General features: G+C 38.5%; 28 protein-coding genes and 1 tRNA gene. 16 read left to right on the plus strand and 13 right to left on the minus strand.

All coding sequences use genetic code 11. From position 1 onward, the window contains the following. Positions 1-45: 45 nt before the first annotated feature. Entirely contained in the window at positions 46-831 is a 786-nt protein-coding gene (locus tag R2S10_RS07070; RefSeq protein WP_316839743.1) for a DUF3575 domain-containing protein, read from the plus strand. Positions 832-946: 115 nt separating this feature from the next. On the opposite strand, the gene R2S10_RS07075 is transcribed toward R2S10_RS07070, so the two are convergent. After that, positions 947-1,933, minus strand: a complete 987-nt coding sequence (locus R2S10_RS07075; RefSeq protein ID WP_316839744.1) for a D-alanine--D-alanine ligase — start codon at positions 1,931-1,933, stop codon at positions 947-949. A 147-nt stretch (positions 1,934-2,080) separates the two neighbouring features. On the opposite strand from R2S10_RS07075, the gene R2S10_RS07080 reads away from it, so the two are divergent. The 7 genes from R2S10_RS07080 to R2S10_RS07110 all read left to right on the plus strand — a co-directional run bounded on the left by R2S10_RS07080 (position 2,081) and on the right by R2S10_RS07110 (position 7,656). Further along, positions 2,081-2,851 (plus strand): PASTA domain-containing protein, encoded by a 771-nt coding sequence (locus tag R2S10_RS07080; RefSeq protein ID WP_316839745.1) that lies wholly within the window; start codon positions 2,081-2,083, stop codon positions 2,849-2,851. Positions 2,852-2,867: 16 nt separating this feature from the next. Then, positions 2,868-3,923, plus strand: a complete 1,056-nt coding sequence (gene mltG, locus R2S10_RS07085) for an endolytic transglycosylase MltG (protein ID WP_316839746.1) — start codon at positions 2,868-2,870, stop codon at positions 3,921-3,923. Position 3,924: 1 nt separating this feature from the next. Further along, positions 3,925-4,332: a thioesterase family protein gene (locus R2S10_RS07090; protein ID WP_316839747.1), complete on the plus strand. Its 408-nt coding sequence runs from the start codon at positions 3,925-3,927 to the stop codon at positions 4,330-4,332. Positions 4,333-4,341: 9 nt separating this feature from the next. Then, the gene (locus R2S10_RS07095) at positions 4,342-5,319 is read left to right on the plus strand and encodes a YihY/virulence factor BrkB family protein (protein ID WP_316839748.1); all 978 of its coding nucleotides are present in this window, start codon (positions 4,342-4,344) and stop codon (positions 5,317-5,319) included. 97 nt (positions 5,320-5,416) lie between these two features. After that, positions 5,417-5,503, plus strand: a tRNA-Ser gene (locus R2S10_RS07100). 362 nt (positions 5,504-5,865) lie between these two features. Beyond that, the gene (locus R2S10_RS07105) at positions 5,866-6,423 is read left to right on the plus strand and encodes a TetR/AcrR family transcriptional regulator (protein ID WP_316839749.1); all 558 of its coding nucleotides are present in this window, start codon (positions 5,866-5,868) and stop codon (positions 6,421-6,423) included. Between the two features lie 75 nt (positions 6,424-6,498). Continuing rightward, positions 6,499-7,656 (plus strand): MFS transporter, encoded by a 1,158-nt coding sequence (locus R2S10_RS07110; protein WP_316839750.1) that lies wholly within the window; start codon positions 6,499-6,501, stop codon positions 7,654-7,656. Between the two features lie 31 nt (positions 7,657-7,687). Here the strand turns inward: R2S10_RS07110 and R2S10_RS07115 are convergent, their stop codons facing one another. Then, complete coding sequence (locus R2S10_RS07115) at positions 7,688-8,305, minus strand: class I SAM-dependent methyltransferase (RefSeq protein WP_316839751.1); 618 nt, start codon at positions 8,303-8,305, stop codon at positions 7,688-7,690. Positions 8,306-8,368: 63 nt separating this feature from the next. After that, complete coding sequence (locus R2S10_RS07120) at positions 8,369-9,346, minus strand: NmrA/HSCARG family protein (RefSeq protein WP_316839752.1); 978 nt, start codon at positions 9,344-9,346, stop codon at positions 8,369-8,371. A 112-nt stretch (positions 9,347-9,458) separates the two neighbouring features. Here R2S10_RS07120 and R2S10_RS07125 point away from each other — a divergent pair, with 112 nt between their 5' ends. Beyond that, a complete protein-coding gene (locus R2S10_RS07125) occupies positions 9,459-9,836 on the plus strand; it encodes a helix-turn-helix domain-containing protein (RefSeq protein ID WP_316839753.1) in 378 nt (125 codons plus the stop codon). A gap of 61 nt (positions 9,837-9,897) precedes the next feature. On the opposite strand, the gene R2S10_RS07130 is transcribed toward R2S10_RS07125, so the two are convergent. From R2S10_RS07130 to R2S10_RS07145, 5 genes are all read right to left on the minus strand, one after another. Further along, on the minus strand, positions 9,898-10,404 hold the full coding sequence (locus R2S10_RS07130) for a nuclear transport factor 2 family protein (protein ID WP_316839754.1): 507 nt from the start codon (positions 10,402-10,404) through the stop codon (positions 9,898-9,900). An 8-nt stretch (positions 10,405-10,412) separates the two neighbouring features. Then, on the minus strand, positions 10,413-11,075 hold the full coding sequence (locus R2S10_RS07135; RefSeq protein ID WP_316839755.1) for an NADPH-dependent F420 reductase: 663 nt from the start codon (positions 11,073-11,075) through the stop codon (positions 10,413-10,415). A 115-nt stretch (positions 11,076-11,190) separates the two neighbouring features. After that, positions 11,191-11,766 carry a Crp/Fnr family transcriptional regulator gene (locus R2S10_RS07140; RefSeq protein ID WP_316839756.1) on the minus strand — a complete coding sequence of 192 codons (576 nt, stop codon included), beginning with the start codon at positions 11,764-11,766 and terminating at the stop codon, positions 11,191-11,193. Between the two features lie 176 nt (positions 11,767-11,942). Then, on the minus strand, positions 11,943-12,683 hold the full coding sequence (locus tag R2S10_RS24710) for a DUF3667 domain-containing protein (protein ID WP_410478949.1): 741 nt from the start codon (positions 12,681-12,683) through the stop codon (positions 11,943-11,945). Positions 12,684-12,814: 131 nt separating this feature from the next. Continuing rightward, positions 12,815-13,894: a two-component regulator propeller domain-containing protein gene (locus tag R2S10_RS07145; RefSeq protein ID WP_316839757.1), complete on the minus strand. Its 1,080-nt coding sequence runs from the start codon at positions 13,892-13,894 to the stop codon at positions 12,815-12,817. Positions 13,895-13,997: 103 nt separating this feature from the next. Here R2S10_RS07145 and R2S10_RS07150 point away from each other — a divergent pair, with 103 nt between their 5' ends. Continuing rightward, positions 13,998-14,888 (plus strand): winged helix-turn-helix domain-containing protein, encoded by an 891-nt coding sequence (locus R2S10_RS07150; protein ID WP_316839758.1) that lies wholly within the window; start codon positions 13,998-14,000, stop codon positions 14,886-14,888. A 112-nt stretch (positions 14,889-15,000) separates the two neighbouring features. On the opposite strand, the gene R2S10_RS07155 is transcribed toward R2S10_RS07150, so the two are convergent. Beyond that, a complete protein-coding gene (locus tag R2S10_RS07155; RefSeq protein WP_316839759.1) occupies positions 15,001-17,217 on the minus strand; it encodes a hypothetical protein in 2,217 nt (738 codons plus the stop codon). Between the two features lie 261 nt (positions 17,218-17,478). Between R2S10_RS07155 and R2S10_RS07160 the strand changes: the two genes are divergently transcribed. Next, entirely contained in the window at positions 17,479-18,573 is a 1,095-nt protein-coding gene (locus tag R2S10_RS07160; RefSeq protein ID WP_316839760.1) for an acyltransferase, read from the plus strand. Positions 18,574-18,705: 132 nt separating this feature from the next. Here the strand turns inward: R2S10_RS07160 and R2S10_RS07165 are convergent, their stop codons facing one another. Together R2S10_RS07165 and R2S10_RS07170 are read right to left on the minus strand one after the other, a co-directional pair. Next, positions 18,706-20,289 (minus strand): hypothetical protein, encoded by a 1,584-nt coding sequence (locus tag R2S10_RS07165; RefSeq protein WP_316839761.1) that lies wholly within the window; start codon positions 20,287-20,289, stop codon positions 18,706-18,708. Positions 20,290-20,293: 4 nt separating this feature from the next. Next, entirely contained in the window at positions 20,294-21,166 is an 873-nt protein-coding gene (locus tag R2S10_RS07170; protein ID WP_316839762.1) for an ABC transporter ATP-binding protein, read from the minus strand. 128 nt (positions 21,167-21,294) lie between these two features. Between R2S10_RS07170 and R2S10_RS07175 the strand changes: the two genes are divergently transcribed. Together R2S10_RS07175 and R2S10_RS07180 are read left to right on the plus strand one after the other, a co-directional pair. Beyond that, entirely contained in the window at positions 21,295-22,065 is a 771-nt protein-coding gene (locus R2S10_RS07175) for a hypothetical protein (RefSeq protein WP_316839763.1), read from the plus strand. Then, positions 22,049-22,885: a formylglycine-generating enzyme family protein gene (locus tag R2S10_RS07180; protein ID WP_316839764.1), complete on the plus strand. Its 837-nt coding sequence runs from the start codon at positions 22,049-22,051 to the stop codon at positions 22,883-22,885. Before R2S10_RS07175 ends, R2S10_RS07180 begins: the two co-directional genes overlap by 17 nt. Positions 22,886-22,928: 43 nt before the next feature. On the opposite strand, the gene R2S10_RS07185 is transcribed toward R2S10_RS07180, so the two are convergent. Continuing rightward, the gene (locus R2S10_RS07185) at positions 22,929-23,639 is read right to left on the minus strand and encodes an SPFH domain-containing protein (protein WP_316839765.1); all 711 of its coding nucleotides are present in this window, start codon (positions 23,637-23,639) and stop codon (positions 22,929-22,931) included. 7 nt (positions 23,640-23,646) lie between these two features. Next, positions 23,647-23,832, minus strand: coding sequence for a hypothetical protein (locus tag R2S10_RS07190; protein ID WP_316839766.1), 186 nt, complete (start codon positions 23,830-23,832; stop codon positions 23,647-23,649). A gap of 230 nt (positions 23,833-24,062) precedes the next feature. On the opposite strand from R2S10_RS07190, the gene R2S10_RS07195 reads away from it, so the two are divergent. The 3 genes from R2S10_RS07195 (at position 24,063) to R2S10_RS07205 (ending at position 26,382) form a co-directional block, all read left to right on the plus strand. After that, positions 24,063-24,362, plus strand: coding sequence for a helix-turn-helix domain-containing protein (locus tag R2S10_RS07195; protein WP_316839767.1), 300 nt, complete (start codon positions 24,063-24,065; stop codon positions 24,360-24,362). Between the two features lie 237 nt (positions 24,363-24,599). Further along, positions 24,600-25,577 carry an LLM class oxidoreductase gene (locus tag R2S10_RS07200; RefSeq protein ID WP_316839768.1) on the plus strand — a complete coding sequence of 326 codons (978 nt, stop codon included), beginning with the start codon at positions 24,600-24,602 and terminating at the stop codon, positions 25,575-25,577. 211 nt (positions 25,578-25,788) lie between these two features. Next, entirely contained in the window at positions 25,789-26,382 is a 594-nt protein-coding gene (locus R2S10_RS07205) for a dihydrofolate reductase family protein (protein ID WP_316839769.1), read from the plus strand. Positions 26,383-26,407: the final 25 nt, after the last annotated feature.

Raw genomic sequence — 26,407 nt, forward strand, 5'->3', positions numbered from 1 at the left:
CTTCAAAATACATAATTTAGCCCACTCAAAACAAATTGTATTTATATGAAAAAAACCTTTACTAAAACAATGTTAATGTGCGGTGTGATGGCACTTAGCTTTTCAGCTACCAATAGCTTTGCTCAAGAAGTAAAAGCAAGTCAGGAAGATGAAAGTGGCGATGCTAAAAACCTGGTTAAATGGAATGTAGCTGCTTTGGCTTTAAAAACATATTCCTTCCAGTATGAACGCGCAGTTGGCAAGAAAATATCGGTATCCTTAGGATTCAGAATGATGCCAAAATCTAGTGTTCCATTCAGTTCGACTTTCAAAAGTCTGATTGATGACGATCAAACCTGGGAAAGCATTAAAGATTTTAAAACCGGCAACTTTGCGATTACTCCTGAATTCAGGTATTATGTAGGCCAGAGTGTGTTCCGTGGTTTTTATGTGGCACCATTTGTAAGGTATGCAAGGTATACTGTTGATGTTCCTTATAATTATGAGGCGACTATTAACGGGACTACTATGAAGGATAAGATTGAAATGGATGGTAATATCAGCACCTTGACCACTGGTTTGCTTTTGGGTGCCCAATGGAAACTGAGCAAAGCAATTTACCTGGACTGGTGGATTTTAGGCCCGAACTACGGTACTGCATCTGGTAACATTTCAGGAAAGAAAAATCTGAGCAATGAGGAACAAAATGCTTTAAGAGATGCTTTGACTGACCTGGAAGATCTTCCATTGGTAAAAGTTAAATCTGAGGTAGATGGTAATGGTGCTAAAATTGATTTCAGCGGCCCATGGGCTGGAATGAGATCAGGATTAAGTATCGGATATCGTTTCTAAGCTATTTGCTAAGCGCTGTTTTCAAAACCAGTGTTTATAAATAAAAAAGGGTTCTGTTGAATACAACAGAACCCTTTTTTATTTAGCTAACTTTTCTTTTCAGCTATATTATGTTTTAACCGATGGTTTCTTTAACCAGTTTGGTATAAAAGTCATTTAATTTCATGCCTGCTGCTGCTACCTGCTGAGGAATAAAGCTTGTTGCAGTCTGACCAGGGATGGTATTCACCTCAATGAAGTAAAAATCGCCTTCATCTTCCGTCAGGATAAAATCTATGCGGACTACCCCACTGCAGTTTAATTTCGCATATACATCTTTAGCGATCTGCTCTACTCTGGCTTTCGTTTCCGGTCTGATTGGTGCCGGAGTGGTTTCTGTAGCTACGCCAGGTGTATATTTCGCTTCGAAATCAAAGAATTCTTTTGCGGTTTCCACTTCTGTTGCCGGCAATACCACTACTTTACCATCCAATTTCACTACTCCTACTGTAAATTCTCTTCCGGAGATGAATTCTTCAATCAGTAATTGATCATCTTCTTTAAAAGCCTTTTCCAATGCTTTTTCCAAATCAGCAGCATGTGTTACCTTGCTCATTCCAATACTACTACCGCCGTTATTAGGCTTAACGAAGTAAGGAATTTTAAGGTCTCTTTTGATCTGTTCCAGGCTATATGCTACATTTTTAAAGATCTGCGCAGATTTGGCTACGTGTAGATTTTCTATATCCTGCACAATAGCTTTGGTATATCCTTTATTCATCGTAATGGCAGAAGTTAGCGCATTACAAGTGGTATAAGGAAGGTTTAGCATATCGAAATAGCCTTGCAATTTACCATCTTCGCCCGGAGAGCCGTGAATGGCAATAAAAACGCCATCGAAAGTGACTTTTCTACCTTTAATATTCAGGGAGAAATCATTCCTGTCTACTTCAATTTTGACAGAGTCTGCCGGTTCATAAAACCAACCTTGTTGGGTTAGCATTATTTTATAAACATCAAACTTGTCGGTATCCAGATTTTGGGCGATAGTGGCTGCACTTTTAACCGAGATGACCCACTCACCTGTGGTTCCACCGGTTAGTAATGCTAATGTTTTCTTCATTTTATAAGCGTGTTAAAACCTATTCAAAGTAATAAGTCAATTGTAAGCACAAATATAAATTAGTTGACCCAGATGTCATTTTAATTCCAATAAAATATTTTTTTAGCCTAAATTTGGGCGATATACCTTAATGAGTAGAAAATTCCTATGAGTAAATTTATAGCTTACCTAAAGACTAAATCCTTTAGAACCAACATCATTGCCGCGATAATCACGGTAGTGGTCATCATCCTGGCGGCTTTCTTTAGTTTAAGATATTACACCAAACACGGTCAGGGCTTAAATGTTCCGGCAGTAAAAGGCCTTGCTTTCACACAGGCGGTAAGCAAATTAGAGGCTTTGGGACTTCGTTATGAAGTAGACTCTGTGTTCGTGATGGATTCGCCTCCGGGCATTGTGATTGATCAGGATCCTGAGGCCAATACCTTTGTAAAAGACAACCGTACCATCTATTTAACCGTAAATGTGGCGATGGCTCCAAACGTTAAATTTCCAGATATAGAGTTCAAACCATTTAGACAAGCGCAGGCTTTAATTGAGAGCTTCGGCCTAAAATTAGGAGATACTACTTATAGATCCGATCAGGCCAGAGATGTGGTATTAGAGGCTTTATTTGGCGGACAACCAATCAAAGCTGGCGAATCTATGCCTAAAGGATCCAGAATTGACCTGGTTTTAGGTGATGGAAAAGGAAATGAAGAAGTGGATATTCCGGATTTAGTAGGTTTAACTATTGATGAAGCGAGGTTTGCCTTGAAAAACGGTGCGATGCTGACTCTTGGAAATGTGTTCTATGAAGGCGAAATTACAGATACTGCAAATGCGGTGATTATCAGACAGGATCCATTCTTGACGGATTCCGTATCGAAAGTTAAAATCGGCACTCCAGTAAACGTTACCTTGTCCAATAAAAAATAATTATTACCATCATTATATGTCAAACGAAAACGAAAAAAGCTTTAAGAAGAGTACTAAAGTAATATTGGCCGCATTGCTGGTCGTATTGGTTGTTGGTGGTTATTTCGGCTTAAAATTCTACAAAGTGTTCTTTGCCCCTAACATCACTGGCACTGAAAAATACGTGTATGTAAGAACCGGAAGTCATTTAGACGACTTGTTTGAGGAAATCCGCAAGAAAGATATCCTAACGGATATTGGATCGTTTAGTCAGGCGGCAGCGAAAATGGACCTTGCTCAGAACTTGAAACCAGGTAGGTACAAAGTGAGTAAAGGCATGAACAACAGAACGCTGATCAATATGCTGAAAGCGGGCAATCAGGATCCTGTTAAATTGAAATTCCAGAACATCAGAAAGAAAGAAGATTTCGCCGGATACCTTGCCAAAAACCTGGAAGCGGACTCTTTAGCATTCATCACGGTACTGGATTCTACTGCTTTAATTGAGAAGTACGGCTTCAATAAAGACAACATTTATACGATGTTTATTCCTAACACTTACGAGGTGTACTGGAACATCGCTCCTATGGAGTTTTTTGAGAAAATGCGAAAAGAATATGATAAGTTCTGGAATGATGAGCGCAAGCGTAAAGCTGCTGCTTTAAATTTAAGTCCGATTCAGGTTTCAATTTTGGCCTCTATTGTTGATTCAGAAGCATTATACGACAAAGAGATGCCGATCATTGCAGGATTGTACTTAAACAGATTGAAAAAAGGCATTTTATTGCAGGCAGATCCAACGGTAATCTTCGCGAATGATGATTTCACGGTAAAAAGGGTGACGAATAAGTTATTGCAGGTACCTTCAAGATACAATACTTACAAATATGCAGGTTTGCCTCCAGGGCCAATCATGATGCCAAGTATCAATGCAATTGATGCCGTTTTGAATAAGGACGATAACAATTACATCTATATGTGTGCGAAAGAAGACTTCTCTGGTTTCCATAATTTTGCCGTTACGGTTCAGGAACATGAGATCAATGCGAAAAAATATAGAGAGGCTTTGAATAAACGCAACATTTTCAAATAGGATGTTTACACATAGCACTAAAATTAGGGTACGATACGGGGAGACGGATCAGATGGGCTACGTATATTACGGCAATTACGCGGAATATTACGAGGTAGCAAGGGTAGAAATGTTGAGGAGCCTGGGCATGGATTACGCAAGCATGGAAAGCAGCGGCGTAATGATGCCTGTTTTAGAGCTGAACTGTAAGTACATCAAGCCTGCATTGTACGACCAGGAGATTACCATAAAAACGACCATTCATGAGCTTCCGGGCGTTCGTATCTATTTTGTATATGAACTGTTCAATGAAGCTGGGGAATTGATCAATATTGGCAAAACGACCCTGGTGTTTGTCGACATGGCAAAAAACAGACCTTGTTCCCCTCCTGAAAATTTCATGGAGAAAATGAAGGTATTTTTTAATTAAATTTGATAGATGGAGTGGGTTCATAGGCAACTACTAAAAATCAGGATTTATGCTTTGTTTATCGATTGGACCAAAGTATGCATACTTCCTGGTTTCAGTCCGCTGCCACTCTATACTGTTGCCACATTTTTCTTTACAGAGATTGGGAAGGATTCTTTAGTCAATAAGGCTTCTTCCCTGGCTTATAACTTTATGCTGGCTTTATTTCCAGCCATCATCTTTTTATTTACCCTCATTCCCTTTATTCCAAAGCGTATCGGCTTCCAGAAGCAATTGATGGAGCTGATTGTGCTCATACTCCCAGCTGACGCCTACAAAGCCTTTGAAGCGACCTTAAATGAGATTGTGAACAAGCAGAACGGGGGATTACTATCTTTTGGTTTCTTTTTATCACTGTTCTTCGCCACAAATGGGGTACACAGCCTGATGATGGCCTTCAATAAGTCTTCCTTAATCATCGAAGACCGGAGTTGGTTAAAGCAACGGCTGATTGCCGTGTTGTTGACGATTACGATTGCTTTATCTGTGATCATTTGCATCGTTGCCATGACTATCGGAGTGATCATACTTAATAAACTCAACATCAAAGGCAGTTTTATTGTCTACCTGATTCAATTGACCAGATGGGCGCTGCTAGGAATTCTTTACTTTGTGACGATTTCCATTCTCTACAAATACGGTCCCTCCCATGTTAAGAAATGGAAGTTTCTTAGTCCGGGTTCTTGTCTGGCCACCATACTTGCTTTCCTGACGATTTGGGGATTTTCCTTTTACATAGATAATTTTAGCTCTTACAATAAAATCTATGGTTCTATTAGCACTTTAATCGTGCTGATGATCTGGCTTTATTTAAATTCTCTGATTCTTTTGGTCGGTTTTGAGCTAAATGCGAGTGTAGACTTATCGAAAAGGAGTGTCAAAATCCTGCGTCCTAACTACAATTTGTTCAAAAAACAGGGTCCTAGACCTGATCAGGTGGATAGATAGAAAATTATTCTCTCTCATTTTTAAGGGCTTACCGGGTTTTCGTTAAATTATGTATTTCTTAATTTGCAGAATCAATCGGAGTTTGTACTTTTGTGACGGAGAGTTGGCAGAGTGGTCGATTGCGGCAGTCTTGAAAACTGTTGACTTGTCAAAGGGTCCGCGGGTTCGAATCCCCCACTCTCCGCTAAGGTATCAAAACCTACTAAAATCCTGCAAATCGAAAGGTTAGCAGGATTTTTTTGTTTAGCCCAAAGCTATTTTGAGTTCCCACTCATTACCTGCGATAAAATTTTAATCTAGTTTTTACTGAACATAGGTGGTACAGAGTGGATGAATACGTTCGTATATTTATTTCAGTATCTATACCTCAATGATGACGTAATAGCTTAGCCGTCCTTGTTAAATTATCTTCGAGTAATTTTTCAATGTTTTCGAATTTGCAATACAAGCTCGTCTATCGAGCAGCATAACAATAACATCAAATCTCAATATTTGGAATAATCATTCCATATTCACTATCTTTACTGCATTATCAAAATACAACACATGAATAAAAAGGAACAGATCTTAATGGCTACGCTCCAGTTAATCGTTCAAAAAGGTATTGAGTCCACACCAATGTCAGAAATTGCAAAAGTAGCTAATACTGGTATGGGCGCCATTTACAATCACTTTCCCAATAAAGAAGCCTTGGTCAATGAACTATATTTCCATTTAAAGGCCAAAGAATCCAGAATTATGATTGAAGGCTATGATCCTACACGCTCTGTGAGACAAAGATTCGTTTACCTCTGGAAAAAAATGGTAGAGTATTTCATAGCGGAGCCCATGGATTTCCAGTTTCTTGAACAATTCTACTATTCTCCGGCAATTGATCCTAAAGCTAAACATAAGGGAAGTTTATATGTGAAAGAGCTAGATGAACTTTATTTAGATGGACAGGCGCAACAATTCATTAAGAATGGCGAAGTGAGAGAATGGATTGGCTTTACAAGTGGTTCATTGGTCTCCCTGGTGAAATTACATCACAGCAAATACATCGAACTCAAGGAAGAGACCATCGATATATATATTCAGGCAGCCTGGGATGCCATAAAAAGCTAAAGAATTTAAAACGGAACATTCATTCCATATTAACCTTATCAAAATGATAGGACGGCCATCCTATTGAATCATCTTATGAAAAACAAAATCGCTTATATCGGATGCCTGAGCTTGATCGGCATGATCACAACAGAGTTTGGAGTTATTGGAATTCTACCGCAACTGGCAAAACATTATGGAATCACTATTGATAAAGCAGGACTGCTATTAAGTGCTTATGCATTGGTGGTTGCCATAGCTGGACCATTCATGACCATGTTTGCATCAGGATTTAACCGCAAAACGCTAATGGCTGTAACTATGGGCATCTTTCTAATCACCGGTATTGTTTCCTCCCTGGCACCTCCATTTTGGTTACTTATGACCATTAGGGTCTTGCCTGCCTTTCTGCATCCTGTACTTGTTTCTACCGCAGTTGCAGCGGCAACAGATACAGCAGATAAACAAAACGCGCATAAAATGATGGCTATTGTAATTGGTGGGATCGGCATTGCAACAATCACCACTATTCCCATCGCTACTTACTTAGCAGGTTTGTTTAACAACTGGCAATTCTCATTTATGGTGCAAGCTGCGATCAGTTTTATTGTACTTGTGACGATCATCACCCTACTCCCTTCTATGCCTGTCGCTGAAAAGAAATCCTATCGTACACAGCTCGGAATTTTGAAAAAGCCCGTCTTTATTGCCAGTGCTTTGTTTTCATTCTTAATGATTGGATCCATCTTTACTACTTACAGTTATTTCGCGGATTATTTAAGTAAGGTTAACCGTATGGATGAAGAGACCATCAGCTTAATGTTGTTATTATTCGGAGTTACAGGTGTCCTTGGAAATTATGTAGCTGGGAAACTACTGAGCAAGCAAGTGACCCGAACCACTGCCATTTTTCTGATTGCCTTGATTCTGATTACCCTGCCGCTTTATTTTTCGGGTCCAATGTCTGTTTCAACATTCTTCTTGATCGCAATATGGGGGTTTCTTCAAACTCCATGTTTCCTGACCGCTCAGGCTTATATGATTGAAACTGCCCCGGAAGCCCCGGAATTTGCAAATAGCATTTCCATTTCTTTCGGCAATCTGGGGATTTCTGTTGGAACCGCCGTATCTGGCCTTTTCATAGCCAGTTATGGAATTCAAAGTACACCATTGGTGATGTTTTGTTTCGCCGGAGCTGCATTACTGATGATGCTGGTCAAAAAGAAATTAGAAACCTCAGAGGTCAAAAGCTAAAGGGATTAATTCGCAATCGAGGAAGATAAGATTATAATGCTTTACGTACACACCAGGTGGTCATACTTCTTAAGCTCTGTACGTTAGTGGTTTTGATGGGCTCATGAAGCTTTCCGCCAAGATTTTTGGTGAACCTAAGTAACATTTCCTGATTGACAAGAAAGCGTTCTGATCCGTCTGGAAGTATATATCGGCCATTTCCGACGAATTGGACCAATGATTCGATGCCTATATCTGATGCTAGTCGGCAGAAAAAATAACCTCCTGGCTTTAACACGCCCCACATGGAATCCAGCATTGCTTTAAAGTGTTCTAGGTTTTCAGCGAAATGAAGTACAGCGCTACTAATAACCAGATCGAAGCACTCAGGTTCAAAGGGTAGCTTTTCTACAGCTGATACTTTGAAGTTTTCTTCTGGATTGATATGGGGAAATTGACCGGCAAGGTTTCTTAGCTGTGAGATAGCTCCCGGGTTTTGATCTACACCGAAAACCTCTGCGCCACTTTTTAAAAAGTAAAGCAAGTTTCTCCCTGTTCCGCAACCAGCATCTAAAATGGCATTGCACTCGTCATAAGTACCTTTAGCCAATTGGTCGAATAAATAAATATCAATGTTTCCGAAGGTTTTCTGGATATACTCGTTTTTCATCTCTGAAACAAAGATATATACAAGGAATTAAGGATGAGAATAAAGTGTGAGTTTGATACATGATTAATATGAAATTTTTTCCCCTTGCCAACCAGTTCTGCGCAAAAATTCTTCCCAATTAAGGTTACTTTGGTTTGTTTGGCGGCTCCATAGCAGATCACGATCCTTGCTGAAGTAACCATATTCAACTGCATATTCTGCCATGCCCAAAATCTCAGCCACTAAAAGCTCGTTTGAGCCAAATTCCGGAAAATGACGAAGCATATTTTCCCGTGTGAATGCTGAGCTATACACCGCTTTCTTACCCGTGACCCGAACAAAAGTGTCTACCATTTCCTGGGCTGAAATAATATCACCAATCACTGGTAAGGACTTACCCGCATATTGACCTGGATTCGAAAAAATTTCCAAAACAGCCGGCCCTGTGGCAGTAAGGGGATCAACAAATGGTACAGAAAAATCCTTTGGTAAATAAATTGGAAATACAAGGGTATCGCCCTCCAACTGAGGTGTGTAAAATTCCATAAGGTTAGTGTAAAAAAAAGCCATGTAGATAAACGAGCTCATGATCGGAAGTGTACGAATATATTCTTCAATCTTCGCTTTATCCGTAAAATGTGGCGCAAACTTTTTTCCCTCTGTAATTTTATCTACATTTTCCAAACTGCTAAAAATAATGTGCTGAACCCCCGCTTCAACCGCAGCGTCTGCTAACTCTTTACCCAAGTCCATCTCATGAGTTTGCGGAGGGGCAATACTTGGCGTCATCATGAAAAGACCGTCCGAACCCCGGAACGCCTCAACAAAATCCTTTTTATATCCCAGACTAAGTGGTAAACTGACAAGTTCAACTCCTTGTTCGGCCAGCCTAAGCGCCTCTGCTGAATCAACGCGCCGAGTAATTCCACGTACACGATAGCGTCCGCTCTGTAATAACGTATGCGCAGCACTACGTCCCTGCTTGCCTAAAATTCCAACTATAGTGATGAGCGGTCTATCTTCTTGTTTCATCGCCTTATTTGCTTTTAAATTCGATATCATGCTTTATTATTTACTAAAATTTTAAACTATAAAAACTATAGTTGCAAATGTATTTTTAGTAGAATACATTTGCAATAACTATCCAAATGGATAGGTTAAAAAAAAATGCAGGATGAAAACAGAATGTATTGGTGATTACGTAAAACTAAAAGGGAAAGCTTATCCCTGCACGATAAGTCTTGCTATGGATTTGATAGGTGGTAAATGGAAAGCGGTAATTCTGTACCATTTAAAGGATGCTGAAAAACGTTATAACGAGCTTCGGAAAGAAGTACCAAATATTACCGAAATGACTTTGAGTTTACAGTTGAAACAATTAGAAAAAGACGGCTTAGTATTGAGGAAGGTATATGGCAAAAAACCTCCTATTAAAGTCATTTACAGTCTAACGGATTTTGGAAAAACATTTATACCAGTCTTAAAAACAATTACTGACTGGGGAAATCAGATCGTTTCAGAACAGGGCGAATTTGTCAACAACTCTTTTTAAAAAAAAGGTACCATTGATAGACGAATGGTACCTTTTTCTATTACTGATATTACACTGGTAATTACTTTGGCTGATTGAACATATAACGCGCTATTTTCCAAACCCCATTATCTTTTTTCATCAAGAAAAACTCTCTGTTTAACTCCTCTGTTTTTTGACTGTTAGCCTGAATTAGTTGTGTTCCGCTTGATTGGGTGCGAACAAATGCTACGTTATCATCTAATGACACAATTTCCTCAACATTAAAGGTTACATTAAGCTGAATTGCCTTAAATACATTCTCATAAGCTGTTGTAAGTTCCGACGTTCCACTGGCTGTAGGGAAACCCGTAGGCATAAAAACACCATCTTCGGTATATTGACCAACGGCCTGTTGCACATTCGATTTATTGAGTGCATCAAAATAGATGCTTAGTGATTTCTCTATTGCTGTTTGTGTGATTTGACTTTCCATTGCTGTAGTTTTTTTTGAATTAGAAATATTTAAATTATCTTCTTGATTTTTGGGTCCGTTTTGACATGCAGCTAAGGACAATAACAGCACTCCCGATACAATAACCATTCTCATAATGCTAGTTAGTTTAATACGTTTTTTGCTTCTTCAAGCGTTACAGTCTTACCCAATGCCCCAAACTCATGTAGATCACCAAATACTTCAATGCGGATAGACTGATTGATCCCACCTATATGAAAAGGCTTAAAGCCGCTATCGGTGATCAATTCCTCTATTTGTTTATTACTGTTCGTACTATCCGACGCGTAGAAAAGCACCTTTCTTTCAGGCTCCGCAAATGCTTCTCCCGACAAAGAACCCGCACCTAATGTTCCGAATGCCTTAACAAGGCTTGCATCTTTTGGTATCAATGATAAGAGGCTTTCACCGGCAGAGACATCTTTATCAATAATCTTTTTGAAACCTCCATTACCATCTGCTGCAATAGGATTGGACACATCCACAATTATTTTGCCCTTCAGCTCGCTGGCATATTGTCCTAAAAATTCCTTGATTTTATCAAAATAGATGGCTGGAATAATGATGTCCGCATCCTGGATAGCCTGACCTATTTCTTCGGCCGTAGCAAGAGTGCCTATCTCATCGGAAAGGCCTTTTGCTTTTTCAATTTCTCTGGAGGAAAGAATAACCGGATGGTTACCTTTTACAAGATTGGCAACAATGGCTTTACCGATGTTTCCCAAGCCGATAACGGCTACTTTAGTTTTTTTATTTGTTGTGTTCATCGCCTTATATTAAAAGTTTGTATGTCGATATTGACAATACAAAGTTGCAATGAACAAACGTTCTGAGCTTATAAGGTAGGATAAGAAATACCCTTAATATAGATTAAGGGTTAAGCTATTTTTTAAATCGCTCATTCTTTATTTTACTTAGAAATTCGGGGGTAACACCTAAATAGGAGGCGATCTGAGTACTGGGTAACCTATTGACTAATTGGGGATATTGGTTAATAAAACTTTCATACCTGTTCAGTGCGGTGGCACTAACCGTTTGCAATAACCGGTCTTGCAGCTCGATATATTTGTCTTCAATAATTACACGGAAGTTTCTGTCAAACTTAGGATAATTGCTATACAAATACCACAAGTCTCCTTTAGACAGTTGTAATACTACAGATGGTTCAATGGCTTCTATGAACAGTTTGGAAGGTTGTTCCTTATGCAGACTTCCAATATCCGAAATCCAGTCGTCTTCAACAGCAAAGGCAAGATTGTGCTCCACGCCTTTATCATCTACACCATACATTTTGAAACAGCCACTTTGTACATAGGTAAAGGACTTACATACATCTCCCTCCTGTAAAAGAAACTGTCTTCGTTTGATCTTCCTTTCCGTCAGACGACTTGTCAAAGCCAGTTTTTCCTCTTCTTCCAGAGGGAGATATCTATTGAAATGGTTGATTATGTTTTCCAAAATGATAGTCGCTTTATGAGCTATAATCATCAAATATACAAAATGAGAACAGCATGATAGTTGTTTTTCAGGTACTGGCTTTGAATACTTATAAAACACATCAAATGCCGAATTTTCTTATTTCCCTTCCATTTTACCAGCGACAAGCTTTATTTTTTAAGATAGTACCTAGGTTTTTAACTGAAATATTTAAGTCCAATTATGTTCAAAGAGTCGTCCATTAGTTTTTTTGTCAGTAAATACAAAACTGCAATAATAACAACCCGGATTATTAACTGGTATTTCTTCAAATCAAAGACAGAAAAGTATTGATAATAGAAAATTATCACATAAAAAAAGGTCAGTGCAATCGCAAAATAGTTTAATGAAACAAGGTAGTCTTTGTTATCACTAAAATTCGTAAAGATTGTTGCTATAAGACTGATTGTTAATGTGCCACATAACAAATACAAATTGAGGACGAGGTTTTCTGCATAATTTTGTTTGCTCTTTTTAAAAAACAAATAACTCGCAATAGAAACAATTGGTATACTCAGAAAGACTGTAATTTTTGAATAGTCTTTTAGTACTTTCAAAAGGCCTTTTATGGTTTCCTTATCATCATACAAAACAGAAGCATCAAATTTTGTCCATTTTTTTATAAAATAACCTATTGTTAGCAAAAGAATTATGGTTGCAAAAGAATTAAAGTGCTTTACTCTTTTTCCTTGTACATATTCTCTAATACTGTGTCCGGGTCTGGTAAATAGTTCTTTTATTGTGTAAAAAAAGCCTTTGTCGAAGTGAAATATTCCGTGAATAAAATCGTGTTGAAAAACGTGTTTTAACGAGATTCTGTGCGTAGATGTCGCCTGGCTACAATTACTGCAAAATTTCTCTAAAATTACTTCGTTACAATTTAAACAGGTATTGGTCATTAGTCAGTTAAAATATATGGTCAATTGATATTCTTTTTTGTCGTCATCTGCGGTCGGTTGGTATTACAGCTAACGCTCAAATATATGCAATAGCATCTTTTCTAGCGAATAACAATGATATAGAAAATGGGCTAAATAATGGTTTTTCCTTCATAACGATACACTCCATCAAAAGTACCAAACCAGATATTTCCTTTGTCATCTTCTAAAATCCCAAAGATCATTGGTTTATTTGTTATTTCAGTTACAGTTGGTTTTTTATTAGACAAGGACTTTTCATCATAACGGGAAAGTGCCCAAGCTGCAGTTTTAGCGCGATTATCAGGAAGCACCTTACTTAGGTCATTAGACCTTTCTGAACTAGTCCATATATTGCCCTTTTTGTCTTCGTAGATATAACCAACAAACTTCTGAGTAAAATTGGTAAATGTACTGCCGTCATAGCGCCAAAGACCATCACGTCCCCCCAGCCAAATATTGCCTTTTTTATCTTTGATGATTGAACGAACATTCTCGAAAGGCTTGCCGTCTTTGTTGGTTATAGTGGTAAATTTCTTTCCATCATAAACGCAGGCATAACCCCTGGTACCAAACCAAAGTTTCCCTGTTTTGTCTTCAATGATAGCATTAACATCATTATGCATCCAATGATCTTCTGGTAGTGGATGTTGGTAAGCCGAAATATGGATAGAATCAGACTGAGTAACCCTGGCTCCTGCTTTCATTTTAAAATTTTGAAAGGATTTCCCATTGTAACGGCTTGCTCCTCCTTCAGTGCCAAACCAAATATTACCGGTTTTATCTTCATAGATATGAGTAACCCGATCATTAGCAAGCCCATCCTTGGTGGTAAAATTTCGAAAGGATTTCCCATTGTAATAATAAACACCTGAGCCAACAGAAGCGAACCAAAAGTTTCCTTTTCTATCTTCTAAAACAGAAAAAAAGCGGGCCGAACTCAGTTTACTTGTAATATTGGTAAAAGATTTTCCATCATATTTAAAAACACCCTCCCATGAAGCTATCCAAATATTGCCCTTTCGATCTTGCTTGATGGTACGAACGATACTTTTGGGTCCATAAGAAGTAATTACTCCTTTGCTTTCAACGACACCTTGAGCGCCATTTTTTTGCTGAGCCTGTACAGGAAAATAAATTACTCCTGCCAGTATGATCAGCAGTCTGTAAAAAACGTTTCTTTTATTTTTCATATCCTATTAAAATTGATTCAGCGAAATTACTTTGATATCTTTCCCTCAAAAGAGTCAGGATTGTAAATAAAAATGTAAACTTTGTAAATAAAAACCTGACACTATGCATTTTAGCCGAAATCTCATCTCCGGGAAACGCAAACACCTGTTCGGATCGATAATACTCTTGTTTATCTCTGTAATCTGCCTGGCATTCAGCATAGAGGATAGTGACGATTTTGATAATTCCAGAAGAGAAGTTTTGCTCCGTAGAGTTGGACATGAACTGCTCTTACAGTCTGGCGACAGTAAATCAAGGGTGCTGCCCGTAGAGAAGATCAGCGAAAATGAATACCAGATCAGGTTTGAGAATGATTTTTCTTTTCAACCGGATTCCCTGGTGAATACTACCAGACGTTTGTTGGCAAAAGACCCGCTAGCAGCTAATTATGTTGTTAATGTTCTGAGCTGCGACAAGAACCGTGTAGTCTATGGATTCGCTATATCCCAAAATAAAAAAGATGATATTGTGGCATGTATAGGAAGAGCGCAGCCCATAGCATGTTACAGGATTAACATTATATTCAAACCGACAGGTATAAATGCAACAACCAAAGGTTATATTCTAGCTGGCCTCCCTTTTTTAGCATTCGTTGGTTTTATATTTTTTAGATCGGTTAAGCCGCGAAGAGCCTTAGCTCAGGGGCAGCATACTGATATGTTAACTTTAGCCACTGTATCGTTCGACGTAAAGAATCGTAAGCTCATCATAAATGGAAAAACCATAGACTTGACCGGAACTGAAACCCGCGTACTACACATTTTCGCTTTATCTCCTAACGAGACTATTGAGAGAAGCAGATTGCAAAAAGAGATCTGGGAGGATGAAGGCGTTATTGTAGGGCGTAGTCTGGATATGTTCATATCAAAACTTAGAAAAAAACTGGAACTTGATCCGAATATCAACATTCTTGTTATACGCGGCAAAGGCTATAAACTTGAGATTAGCGCTTAAGAAGAACCATACCGCTCCGTATCGGATCCAACTGGGTGCTTATCGAACCATTCCCTAACTGATTTATGTTTAATCGCTGATTTGAGAAAATTTACTTTGTATGATCATTCAACTATTTAAGATACTTGAACACTCCGTTTTCTTTCAATAACACATAGTTACTCCAGAACTGTTCATCATCCAAAGTATCATATGAGTAATCCCATTTCGTAATTGTTGCAAGATTCTTCATTATTCCATTTTCAATACTTCTCTTTTTCATTTTAAATGCAGGGAAGTAGTTCCATTCATGTACTTCTCCAGAACTCCGAAGGAAGACAAAATACCGAAGACTAATCTGGCCTTTACCATCGGTAATTTCTATAGGGTTAATGATCATACTTTTATCCGTATTATAAATAAACAAATTATCTTTCAAGACAGGATTATAGCCAGAAATCTGGTATTGCCCTGACTTAATCGCTGCATCGTAAAATGGCTTAAAAACATGAATGGCAATACTATCCATAAGAACACGTTCCGCTAGTTTCTTTTCTTCTTTCATCTGATCGGCGACAATTTTGTACATACCAATGTAATCTCGATCTTCCCGCTCGTTAGACTCCCACATCTCCTGATATTTTTCCCAATTAGGATCCTTGCGTTTATCCTCTATTTTCTCAAAAAGCTTTCCCTCCCAAAAGCCAGGATCAACAACAATAAGCTTCTTTTTAAAATAGTCCCATTTTTGAAGATTATTAAGGTATTCTAACTTACCTTCGTCTTCATTTTCTGCCTCAAAATACGTCACCTTATCTTTTTGATAATACCATTTCCCATTACTTGAAAGCCCTTTAACAATATAAGCACAGCTCTGTGGAACATCCAGCACATTTTTATCGTTCAGTGATGCCCCCGATAGGATCTGAACATTATGATCGTTTTTGCTTTCTGAAAGGTCTTTCAGCTGTTGTTTATCTACGTTCCGAAAGAAAAATCCAATAAATTTACTTTTATCATCACTATAAAAACCTTGGTACAGATCATTAAGGTTGATCGACTTATCCGACTGACTAATAACAGATTTAATGAATGACAAGTCGTTATTCTTAAGGAAGATTTCAGTTTTAATCAAATCAAATCTTTTTTTGGCTAGTACCCCTTCAGCTTGCAGCGTTTTATTATTTAATGCAATTTGGCGAATAACATCAGTCAAAGCATCAGACAAAGCATTGTTAATTGTACATTGGATAGAACCATCGCATGCAAATTCAAAACCCTGATTGGTCTGATCACCATTATATGCTTGGTCCAGGATTAAAGAATTACTTTCCGCTTCATATAACTGAACTTTAAGCTGAAGTACAAACCCTCCCCTTTCTTTTGAAATATGTGCTGATGGGAAATTCAATACATAGGGCATATTTTCCTCTCTTGCAATCTTTGCCAAGTCAGTTAAGCCATTTTCTGCAATTTTATCTTTTAAAAGTATGAGCGTATTTGGAAATCGCTCTATAAACCGATAGCTAAGGTAATTCTGGGAAAGCATAGAAATTTGGTTAAAAAAATTAACGTTTTCAGCATAAGTAACGGCACTTTGCATCATCAACCGGTTGTTTTCTTGTTCAACATTTGACAGGTCCATTTGCTCGCCCTTACTGAACTCTTGTTTTAACTGCTTATTTTTTTCTTCGATGGACTTCCTTGCAGAAGGATCAAAACTAACCTTCCCCACTGAAAGAATCAGCAACTCAGGTTCAAATTTACTTTGCTGAACTACTTGTTCTACCGCTTCAGCTTTAACCTTTGTTTTTTCAACCTTAGCTTTTTCAACCTTGGTTTTAATGAGCAGCCCATACTGCTTACCTGTAACCTTATAGGCTTTGAGATCTTCAGCACTAATAACAGTAATACTTATAAACGTACTATCGTCAATACTTGCGAGATCTCCCTCATAATTTTTGTTTAAGACCTTTTCATTTAAAATGTACTGAATATTCTGATCATCAGAATTATCTCCAAGTAAGCTCTTGTACTTAGCCGATTTTGTTGATAGGTACTGTTGAAAACGTTTCCTGGCGTAAACTTTGGTTTCAATTAAGACGACTCCATTTTTACCCTTTTCGCCATATTCTTTAAAAGTATGTTCCTTTAGTACAGTCACCATTGCGATATCATCAGGATTAATATTCGCCATCTCGGATTTTAGCAGTTCTTTTCCATCAATGAAAAACAGAGGATCTGCAGTAATCTTTTTTGCTGGCTGCTGAGCAAAAAGATTAACAGAATAAAGTAGAAAAAAGAAAATAATAAAAGTGAATGATCGTATTGAATTTTGAAACAGGAGCATGTTTGAAGGCTTAATTTATGGTCAGATAATTCAGGCGAATTATTTTGGTCAATGATAAGGAAAAAATTCAGCTATTGGACAGGCAGCAGAAATATCATTTTTAAAGCTATGATTATAAATCACACGCAAAAAAATAAAGAATTAAATTAATAAGGCAGCCTGCGAAATCAATGAAAACATTAAGTTTGTTTTATCAAAAAAACAATCCTCACTTTGCTAAGGATATACCACCACCAAGAGAAAACGGACAACTTACAACCAATGAACAATCAAAAATTATTTGAAATTGACATTTTAAGGGGAATTGCTGCTTTAGCAGTAATCACAATTCATGTCACCGCCTATTTTACAACTATTCCAGTTTTTAGCGGCGTACAAATATCGATGGCATACCTGGATAATTTAGCAGGATTTGCCGTTCCAACCTTTATTTTTATTAGTGGTATAGTTCTTTATAAAAACTACCAGTCGCTTAACGGCGAAATACTAAAATTCTATAGAAAAAGATTTGCAAAAATACTCCCAATTTATCTCTTGTTCTCTTTTGGATATTTTGGCGTAAACATACTTTTCAATAAACTAAGCGGAAAAGAAGTACACATTGATGTATTTGAGTTGATCTATAAATTGGTAACAGGAGGTGCATTTTACCATTTATGGTATTTCGGTATCTTATTCCAGTTTTATCTTTTATATCCCCTGCTACTGAAGTTATACAAAAAGTATAAATTAAATTTTCTACTCTGCACCTTTTTAATTCAGTTCTTATGGAATAATTTTGGAGACAATGTTATAAATGATACCGGTAAAGCATTAGGTTATGATAATTTCTCATTCCCATTTGCATTGAGCTATATTTTCTGGCTCGTGTTAGGGTTTTACTTCTTAGAAAATAAGGACAGAATATTAAGCATGGTCAATATTAAAATCGGATTGTTTTTAATATTGATCTTAAATGTGGTAAAAATAATGCCGCTCTATTATGGATTGCAGCTATTTAAATACGAATCTATTCCTGCTGAATATTTTAATGTATCTAAGGCCGTAGACCCATTTTTCTTCTTAATTGAGATTCTTGTAGTGTATAAAATATCGCTGCTGATCTCAAATCAGAAGACTCAAATCATGACTATATTTAAATCCATCGGTGGTTATTCCCTGGAAATATATCTGATACATGCACTAATCATCAGGATACTGTTCGAAGTCCTGGCTAGGGTAAATATAACTCCAGAAGGTTTATCCTATTATCCAATAATGTGGGTATTAACCATTGCTTTGAGTTATGTTTTTGCTGTAATCTATAGAATTATTGATAACCGATTCAAGAAACCTGTACCAAAAAAAAATAATTAAACAGAAGAGGCTCAAAACATTTGAGCCTCTTCTGTTTGAAAAAATATATTTCTATTTCAGGGATTGAAATTCAGTTAGCGATCAGGCTTATCAGAGGGCAAGCGAGGAGCAAAATCGAATAGTCGTTTTTGATTACAAATGCCTGGCCTGATACTTCCTCGTCATCAAACCAGCTATGGCTAAGGCCACATTTATCCCCAATACTATGAGCATAAACAGGGTTTTATTCTGATGAGGTAGGCTGCCCAGATAATCCGTTATCGGTACTTTGTTCATTACGGAATAGGTAAGCAAAAAGAAAAACACCTCAAAAAGCTTTTTACCACCTGTTATTATCCCTAAGGTTACCGCTAACAAAACAATCAGCATTGCGCCATTGATGATATTTAGAATGGCATAGCTATCAGCTGCTATAGCACAGCGAATGATCACAGGCAATGAGAGCCCGATTGCCAAAGTTAGTCCTGCTAAAACCTGTGCAGGGAGCATACGCTGCAATGGTTTATAAGAGGCATAGGCAAAATAATGAACGCGGTTGGTTTTCTCTTTGGTGGTCAGCTCCGACCAGCGGGTGACTTGCAAAAACAGTAATATGGGCAATAGATAGCTATAGGCCACATGCAATGGTACAAAACACATGGCCAGCCATAAACCACCATTCAATAACCACAGCCATTTATTACCTTGTCTGATCAGCAATAAGAACTCTGTCTTCACAAAAGGATAAATCCCATAATTAAAATTGAGGGCTGGCATGGCTGCCCTATTTATGCCAATAATAGGCTTGGCTATAGATTTCGCTTCTACTCCGTTTCCTGCAGCATTTTTCTTCTTTTTAGTGCTTAGCGCCTGCTTAAAATCAAAGCGATGAAAAAACAGTGAGGATACATAAACCAGGCCTAAACCAAGGCCCATCCACAGTACACGACTCACAATAAACATGGCCGACCAATTCAGACCTTCCCAGGCAAAGAGTTTATAGGTTCTCTGTCCATTAAAAAGAAAGCCAAAGGATACGCTTTTGATATTTTCATTGAAATGAGTATTGATGTAATGGGCAATACTCTTGGTGATCAGGCTAAGTCCGAATGGGTCAAAAACGCCAACACTTTCGGGTCCAGTTCTGCTATTGATGATCGACATACAGATACCGCATAATGCAAAATAGGCGATAAATTGCAGGATACTGCGCTTACCTAAAAACACCTCACCTACTACTGCAAGAGCAGCCACGACAAACAATGCCGGCACCGCAAAAAACAGGTAGGGCAATACAAAATTGCTGAGTATAAAAGGATAACCGGTTCCACGGATAAAAAATACGACGATGCTGACGCAAAAAGTAATGCCAGCGATGGTCAGTAATACCAGGTAATTACTCAGCTGTTTACTCAACAAATATTTAAAGTTACTGATGGGTGTGGTGGCGATGATGAGGCCTACTTCGGTCTCAATGTCCTTTTTGATGCCACTGTTTATCAACAGAAAACCAAAATAAGACAACATAATGGTCGTCATAATTCCAGAGACATAGCCTACCCAGGCCGAATTATAAACCCCTTTATAGCCTGAAGCACTTAAGGTAGTATAGCCGGCATTATGGGCAGGAATAAATGAATAAGCCATAAATACGGTAACCGCCAGTACAATCAGAAAGGAATAGCTTCGGGTACGTTGCAGGTAATCGGCCTTGAGGATCGGGTAAATATATTGCATACGCTTAGTTACTATTATGGGTTAAAAACAAGTAAGCGTCTTCTAAAGTAGCAGTCACCTGGATCGATGATGGAGCTACAGCTTCTGCAGTACTGATATAGCGCAGCTTTATTTTATCTGCCTGTCGTGCAGTATCGATTACTTTATAACGGGTTTTAAAGGCGTTCAGCTCCGTATTATCTACCAGTACTTCAAAGATGCGGCCCTCCGCCTGCTTGATAATTTCGTGTTGTGGGGCATGTGTGATTAGTTTACCTTCTTGCATAATGGCTACTTCATCAGCAATGGTCTCAATATCGGATACAATATGTGAGGAAAGGATGATGATACTATCCTGTGCCAGATCGGAGATCAACTCACGGAAACGCATTCTTTCTTCAGGATCAAGGCCTACAGTAGGTTCATCAAAAATCAATACCTTGGGATCATTCAGTAAGGCCTGCGCGATGCCAATACGTTGTTTCATCCCTCCGGAGTACGTACCAATTGGTCTTTTGGCATCGGCGGTAAGGTTAACACCTTCTAAAAGCAAATCAATTCGCTGTCTAAGCCCATTACCCCCGACTCCTTTCATCGCGGCTATATATTCCAAAAACTCATAAGCATTAAGATTGGGGTAAACACCAAAATCCTGCGGCAGGTAGCCAAGCACTTTACGGATAGCATTGGGGTTTTGCACAATGTCTATCCCATCTAAAAGAAGGTTTCCGCCAGAAGGTTTACTAATGGTGGCAATAATCTTCATTAGGGTAGATTTGCCTGCACCATTTGGACCCAACAAGCCTAATACTCCCTTGTTAATGTTCAGTGAAAAATTGGAAACTGCGATCTTTTGTGCGTTGTATTGTTTGCTGAGGTTGGTTATCGTAAGCGCCATGTATAATTTGTATAGTGGTTTGACATGACATTGGTAGCTTAGGTTACAGAAAGTACAATAAATACTTCTGATACTTCTCTAATTCTAGCGCAACAAATCATTAGCTTTGGTTACCTATGTTTAACACGATGATCATCACCTTAAAAAATTACAGCCGATATCTCTTATTAGTTATCGCACTGCTGTCCTCCAATTCTATTTTTGCACAGGGAAATGACCCGGAATGGAAAGAAGCCAGTCCTGCCAGTCAGGCTTATCATGCCAATCGTTTAAAAAGTACTACGCCTCCATACGGACTGACTAAAGTAAAAGCAATGATTGCCAATATTAAAGCAACTGGTGGAGACAGCGACATTTACTTTAATGTGTTGAGTCCAAAAAACTACCAGAGTCTTTCACTTAGGGAGAAGTTCACTTATCACATGATTCACCCAGAAGTATCCAGTCAGAATTGCGATATCCCTACTCCAATTTTAGAAGAAGATCAGAAGATTTTCGGCAATTTACCTGATGCTTTTGATGAGGCAAACTGGAGTGAAAGACAGCTCAATTTCCTGATCAGCAATAGAGACTCAGTGATCTCTATCATCTCAGAATCAGTCAACAGAAGTAAGAGAGTAGGATTGAATTATAAAATCGCGATTGAACACATCAATGGTTGGGAGGCCATTCCTTTACTGATCAAGACTTATAAAATTGACAAAAAAGACCATGACATCCTTACTGTGCTGATACAGCTGATGAAGAAAAATGATTACCAGCCTTTCATGACTTCTACTTCTTATTCTAAGCTGTATGGTGGCAATAGTTCGTTTTGGAGTTTTATTAACCTTAACCAGGCCAATGAAGACCTGATCATCAGCAGAGCAGAGGCTTTCTATAATGGTCGTAAAAAATAAATTTATAAGGTTACTCCTGCTTTGCGGAGCATGTTCATTCAGCCAGCAAGCTGTAGCACAATCAGACACCAGTTTTGTCCATATCCCAAAAGGGGAATATTGGTTAGGCGGTCGCGAACATCAGCTTAACAGGTTGAGGAAAGTTAGCACGCCTGGTTTTGACCTGGCTGTCACAGAGCTGAGCAACCGTTTATTTGAGCAATTTGTTTTGGCTACAAATTATAAAACCGATGCAGAACGGTTCAAAAACGCGATGGTATTTGAAGTCGGCCTTGCAGAATTCCGCTGGATGAGTGATAGTACAGCTTACTGGAGGTTCCCAAATGGAATCAGCAGAGGTGGGATTGAAGATAAAATGAATCATCCGGTAACCAGCATCAGTTATGCGGATGCCGAAGCCTATTGCAAATGGGCGAAAGTCAGATTGCCAACACTTGATGAATGGGAAATTGCCTCTCGTTCAGCTGCAAAAACCACTTATTTTTGGGGAGAGGAAATGGAGAAAATCGGGCAATATGCCAACATCTGGCATGGCCGCGATCATCTAAGTCCCGACTTAACTGATGGGTACCTATATACTGCCCCAGTGGCCCAATTTAAACCCAATGGTTTTGGTTTGTACGATATGTATGGGAATGTATTTGAGTTTTGTGAAGGGACTTTAAAAACAGATCCCAAAAACCGGAAGGTTGTACATGCCAGAGGTGGCTCCTGGTGGTGTAGCAGTTATGCCTGCGGATTTTTTAACTCCCTAGATATTGGCAGAGTCAACCCTCATGCTTCTTTTAGCAACCAGGGATTCAGGGTATCGAAAATTTAAAAGCCCTCCATTTCTGAAGGGCTTTTGTACTAATTTCATTTTATTAATCTTCTTTTACTGGCTGCTCATCTTTCTGAACAGTTACTTCGACTTTAGTTGCTCCAGCTCTTGCAGCAGAAACCGCTTTTCCAATATCAGTCAATCCTTTTGATTCGTAAATCTTCATTGCAGTTACTACATCAATTGCCTGTCTGGTTTGTTCTTCCGGAATTGGCACGAATGATAAGAAGTTTAGTGTAACACCTTTCGTTTTTAAAAGATCATTTACATTTTTAAGGAGTTCGGCTTCAAACTCATTCTGATTGAAATCAACGATATCCTCGTTTAAAAGTAGATCTCTGGCCACTTCTTTGATCCTTTTATCGATCACAGAATTCTCTGCTGTTTCATAGGCTTTTGAGCTGTTCACTTCGCTGTCACTGTCGCTATTCATTTTCCCAAGGTACTTTGCTTCACCGATATATAGTTTGGCATCAGTAATTGAATAATCATAGGTGACTTCAATTTTTGCCATTACACGGTTTTTGAATGCGCTTTTAAAAACACTTTCTCCCTGCATTGGATAGTCTGGCACTGTAATTTTATAAGAACACATACCTACTCCTTTAGGAACCGTCTCTCCTGCTTTAATCAGCTCCCAGCTCACGCCGCAGTTGCTGGTATAAAGTGTTTGTACATTCGATTGGGCACGATCACAGGAAGATAAGGAGACCGCTAAAAGGCCAATACAGGCAGTAGTAATAATGTTTTTCATGGTGTGGTTATTTTTTTATTTGTTTGATGAGTAGAAAAGAAATGTAGATCACTGCAATTGGAATTAGCGCGCCTATGATGGTGAAGAATAAGCCGGCGCTCGCGTAATACCTGCCGGCAACATAAACCTGATACCAATAGCTGATCAGGCTGACCGCAGCAATAGCGATCAAGATGTAGAGAGTTATTTTCATAAAGCTAAATTATAGCTTTTGTTTGATTGCTGATTATTTTTGTTCTTATAAAATTATCATTAACGCTGAATTAAAATAAATAAGTTACAAACTTATCCCTTAGATTAAACAATAATAGATCTTTTTTGAGTTTAAACTACTAACCTAGCATTTCGTGATATTTCTGCGCCTAACTTGCTTTTTCAAAATATATGCGCTTACTTTGTATCGACAATTTTCGATATACAGATATGATAGAGTTATTTAAAATATTATCTAATGATCACCGCATCCAGATTCTTTCCTGGTTAAAGAATCCTCATGAACATTTTGCGCTTGAAGATATTGAGCCTGAAGTAAAAGACTATGGTGTTTGTATGAGTGTGATTCAAAAGAAAGCCGGGCTTTCACAATCGACAACCTCTTCCTATCTAACCTCTATGGTAAATTGTGGCCTGCTAAAATCAGTAAGAGAAGGACAATGGACTTACTATAAGCGTAATGAAGAAAAAATCCAGGATCTGGCAAATTTCATAAAAGTTACGTTGTAACTTTTTTTTAAGCATAGGATATCGAGAATTCTAAATATTTAATAATACTACTTTTAACTCAGCACTTCAGTCTCCTTTAAGAGGCGACATATCATTAATAAAAGGATCTTACTCAGAAAAACCGGCAATTACTCCTAAGAATAAAGGCCGATCTGGGAATCGCTGGTTTAGAACCAGCTTTTTTTTAGGAACACACATCTAGAATTACCGATATATCGAATTAAAATTAAAACAAGAATGAATCAAATCATCAGTACAAAGCACAAGGCTTTCAATCGCGTATTTGCCCCGAAAAAACTAAGTCTGGGTTTATTTCTCCCTCTGGATATATATTCTGGAGACATTGGAATATTTAATAACCATACGGAACACATCAAACAGATCGATAAACATCACTTTGCCGCGGTCTGGGTTCGGGATATCCCTTTATTCGACCCTAACTTTGGTGATGCTGGTCAGGTTTATGATGCCTTTACCTATCTTTCCTATTTAGCCGGACAAACCTATAATGTTGCCCTTGGAACCGGAAGTATTATCTTGCCTTTCTGGCATCCTATTGCATTGGCAAAAACTGCAGCCTCAATAGACCAGTTGTCGGGCAACAGGCTATTACTAGGTGTTGGCTCCGGAGATCGATTGGCTGAATTTCCTGCATTCGGAGTAGATTTTGAAAACAGAGCTGAGAAATTCAGACAGGTTTTGGATGAATTTCATACCTTAACCAGTACTACCTACCCACAAATAGCTTCAAGTCTTACGCAGATTCAGGGACTTGACCTCCTTCCTAAACCAGCTCAAGGCCGTATTCCAACATTGATTACAGGCTCAAGTCAGCAGTCCCTATCCTGGATTGCAACACATGGCGATGGATGGATCACCTATCCGGGAGCTACCACATCAAAACTACAAACTCAGGCTTTAGGAGCAAAAATAAATGCCTGGCGAAACCTTATTCCAAACGGAGAATTTAAACCTCATATGACCAATGAATGGATTGAATTGACTGAAGATCCTAATTTCCCAAGAACACCATTACATGGTGGCTTTGTACTAAAAACAGGAAGGTTTGGCCTAATCGATTTATTAAATGAATGGCAAGAAGCCGGAGTAAATCATGCTGCTATAGGCATACAACATAGCAACCGTCCCATAAAGGAGATAATTGATGAACTGGCTACTGAAGTATTGCCACATTTCACTTCACATACAGCTTAAAAAGAATCGGCAATGACATACCAACTTGTGGATAAACTGCACAAGTTGGTATAGAAAACCCTATCCCTTTAATTAAACCTGTCGCATTCGACCCTTTAAATTGTCCCATTTACCCCGCAAATATTATCCTATTGTTACCGAGATTTACATAGTAACGTGATTGAATTTATAGTAGCTTTTAAACAGGAATCTTAAAGGAGGGAGTATCAACATGAGAAAAATAACTGTTTTATCATTTATTACACTGGATGGAGTTATGCAAGCTCCTGGTGGACCTGGGGAAGATCCCTCAGGGGATTTCAAGTACGGTGGTTGGACAGCACCTTTTGATGATGAAGCTGCTGGCAAGGTGATGCAAAAGCAAATGGAACCTGCTGATTTACTTCTTGGCAGAAAAACCTATGAGATTTTTGCTTCGTACTGGCCTGAGCATGCGAACCAATGGCCGGGGGTCAATGAAGTCAACAAATACGTTTTGTCAAATACCATGAAAGCCTCTGATTGGGAAAACACAACCTTCCTTACCGACCTGGCAGCTATTAAAAAACTCAAAAAATCAGCTGGTGCTGACTTAAAAATTTGGGGAAGTGCCATGCTCGTTCAGCTATTACTGAAACATGATTTAGTGGACGAGCTCTGGCTTAATATTCATCCCTTACTGCTTGGTAAAGGAAAAAAACTGTTTGACGATGAGGCCTTTCCCGCCACATTTAAATTGATAGAGAGTTTTGTCATGCCAAGTGGCGTGATTATGGCCAATTACAAGCGTGCAGGAGCAGTCAGGACAGGTACAGTTGGTGCTTAAGGATGTCCATTGTTTGTCGATTTCA

Origin of the sequence: Pedobacter gandavensis (assembly GCF_032678745.1) — a bacterium.
GTDB classification, from domain to species: Bacteria; Bacteroidota; Bacteroidia; order Sphingobacteriales; family Sphingobacteriaceae; genus Pedobacter; species Pedobacter gandavensis_C.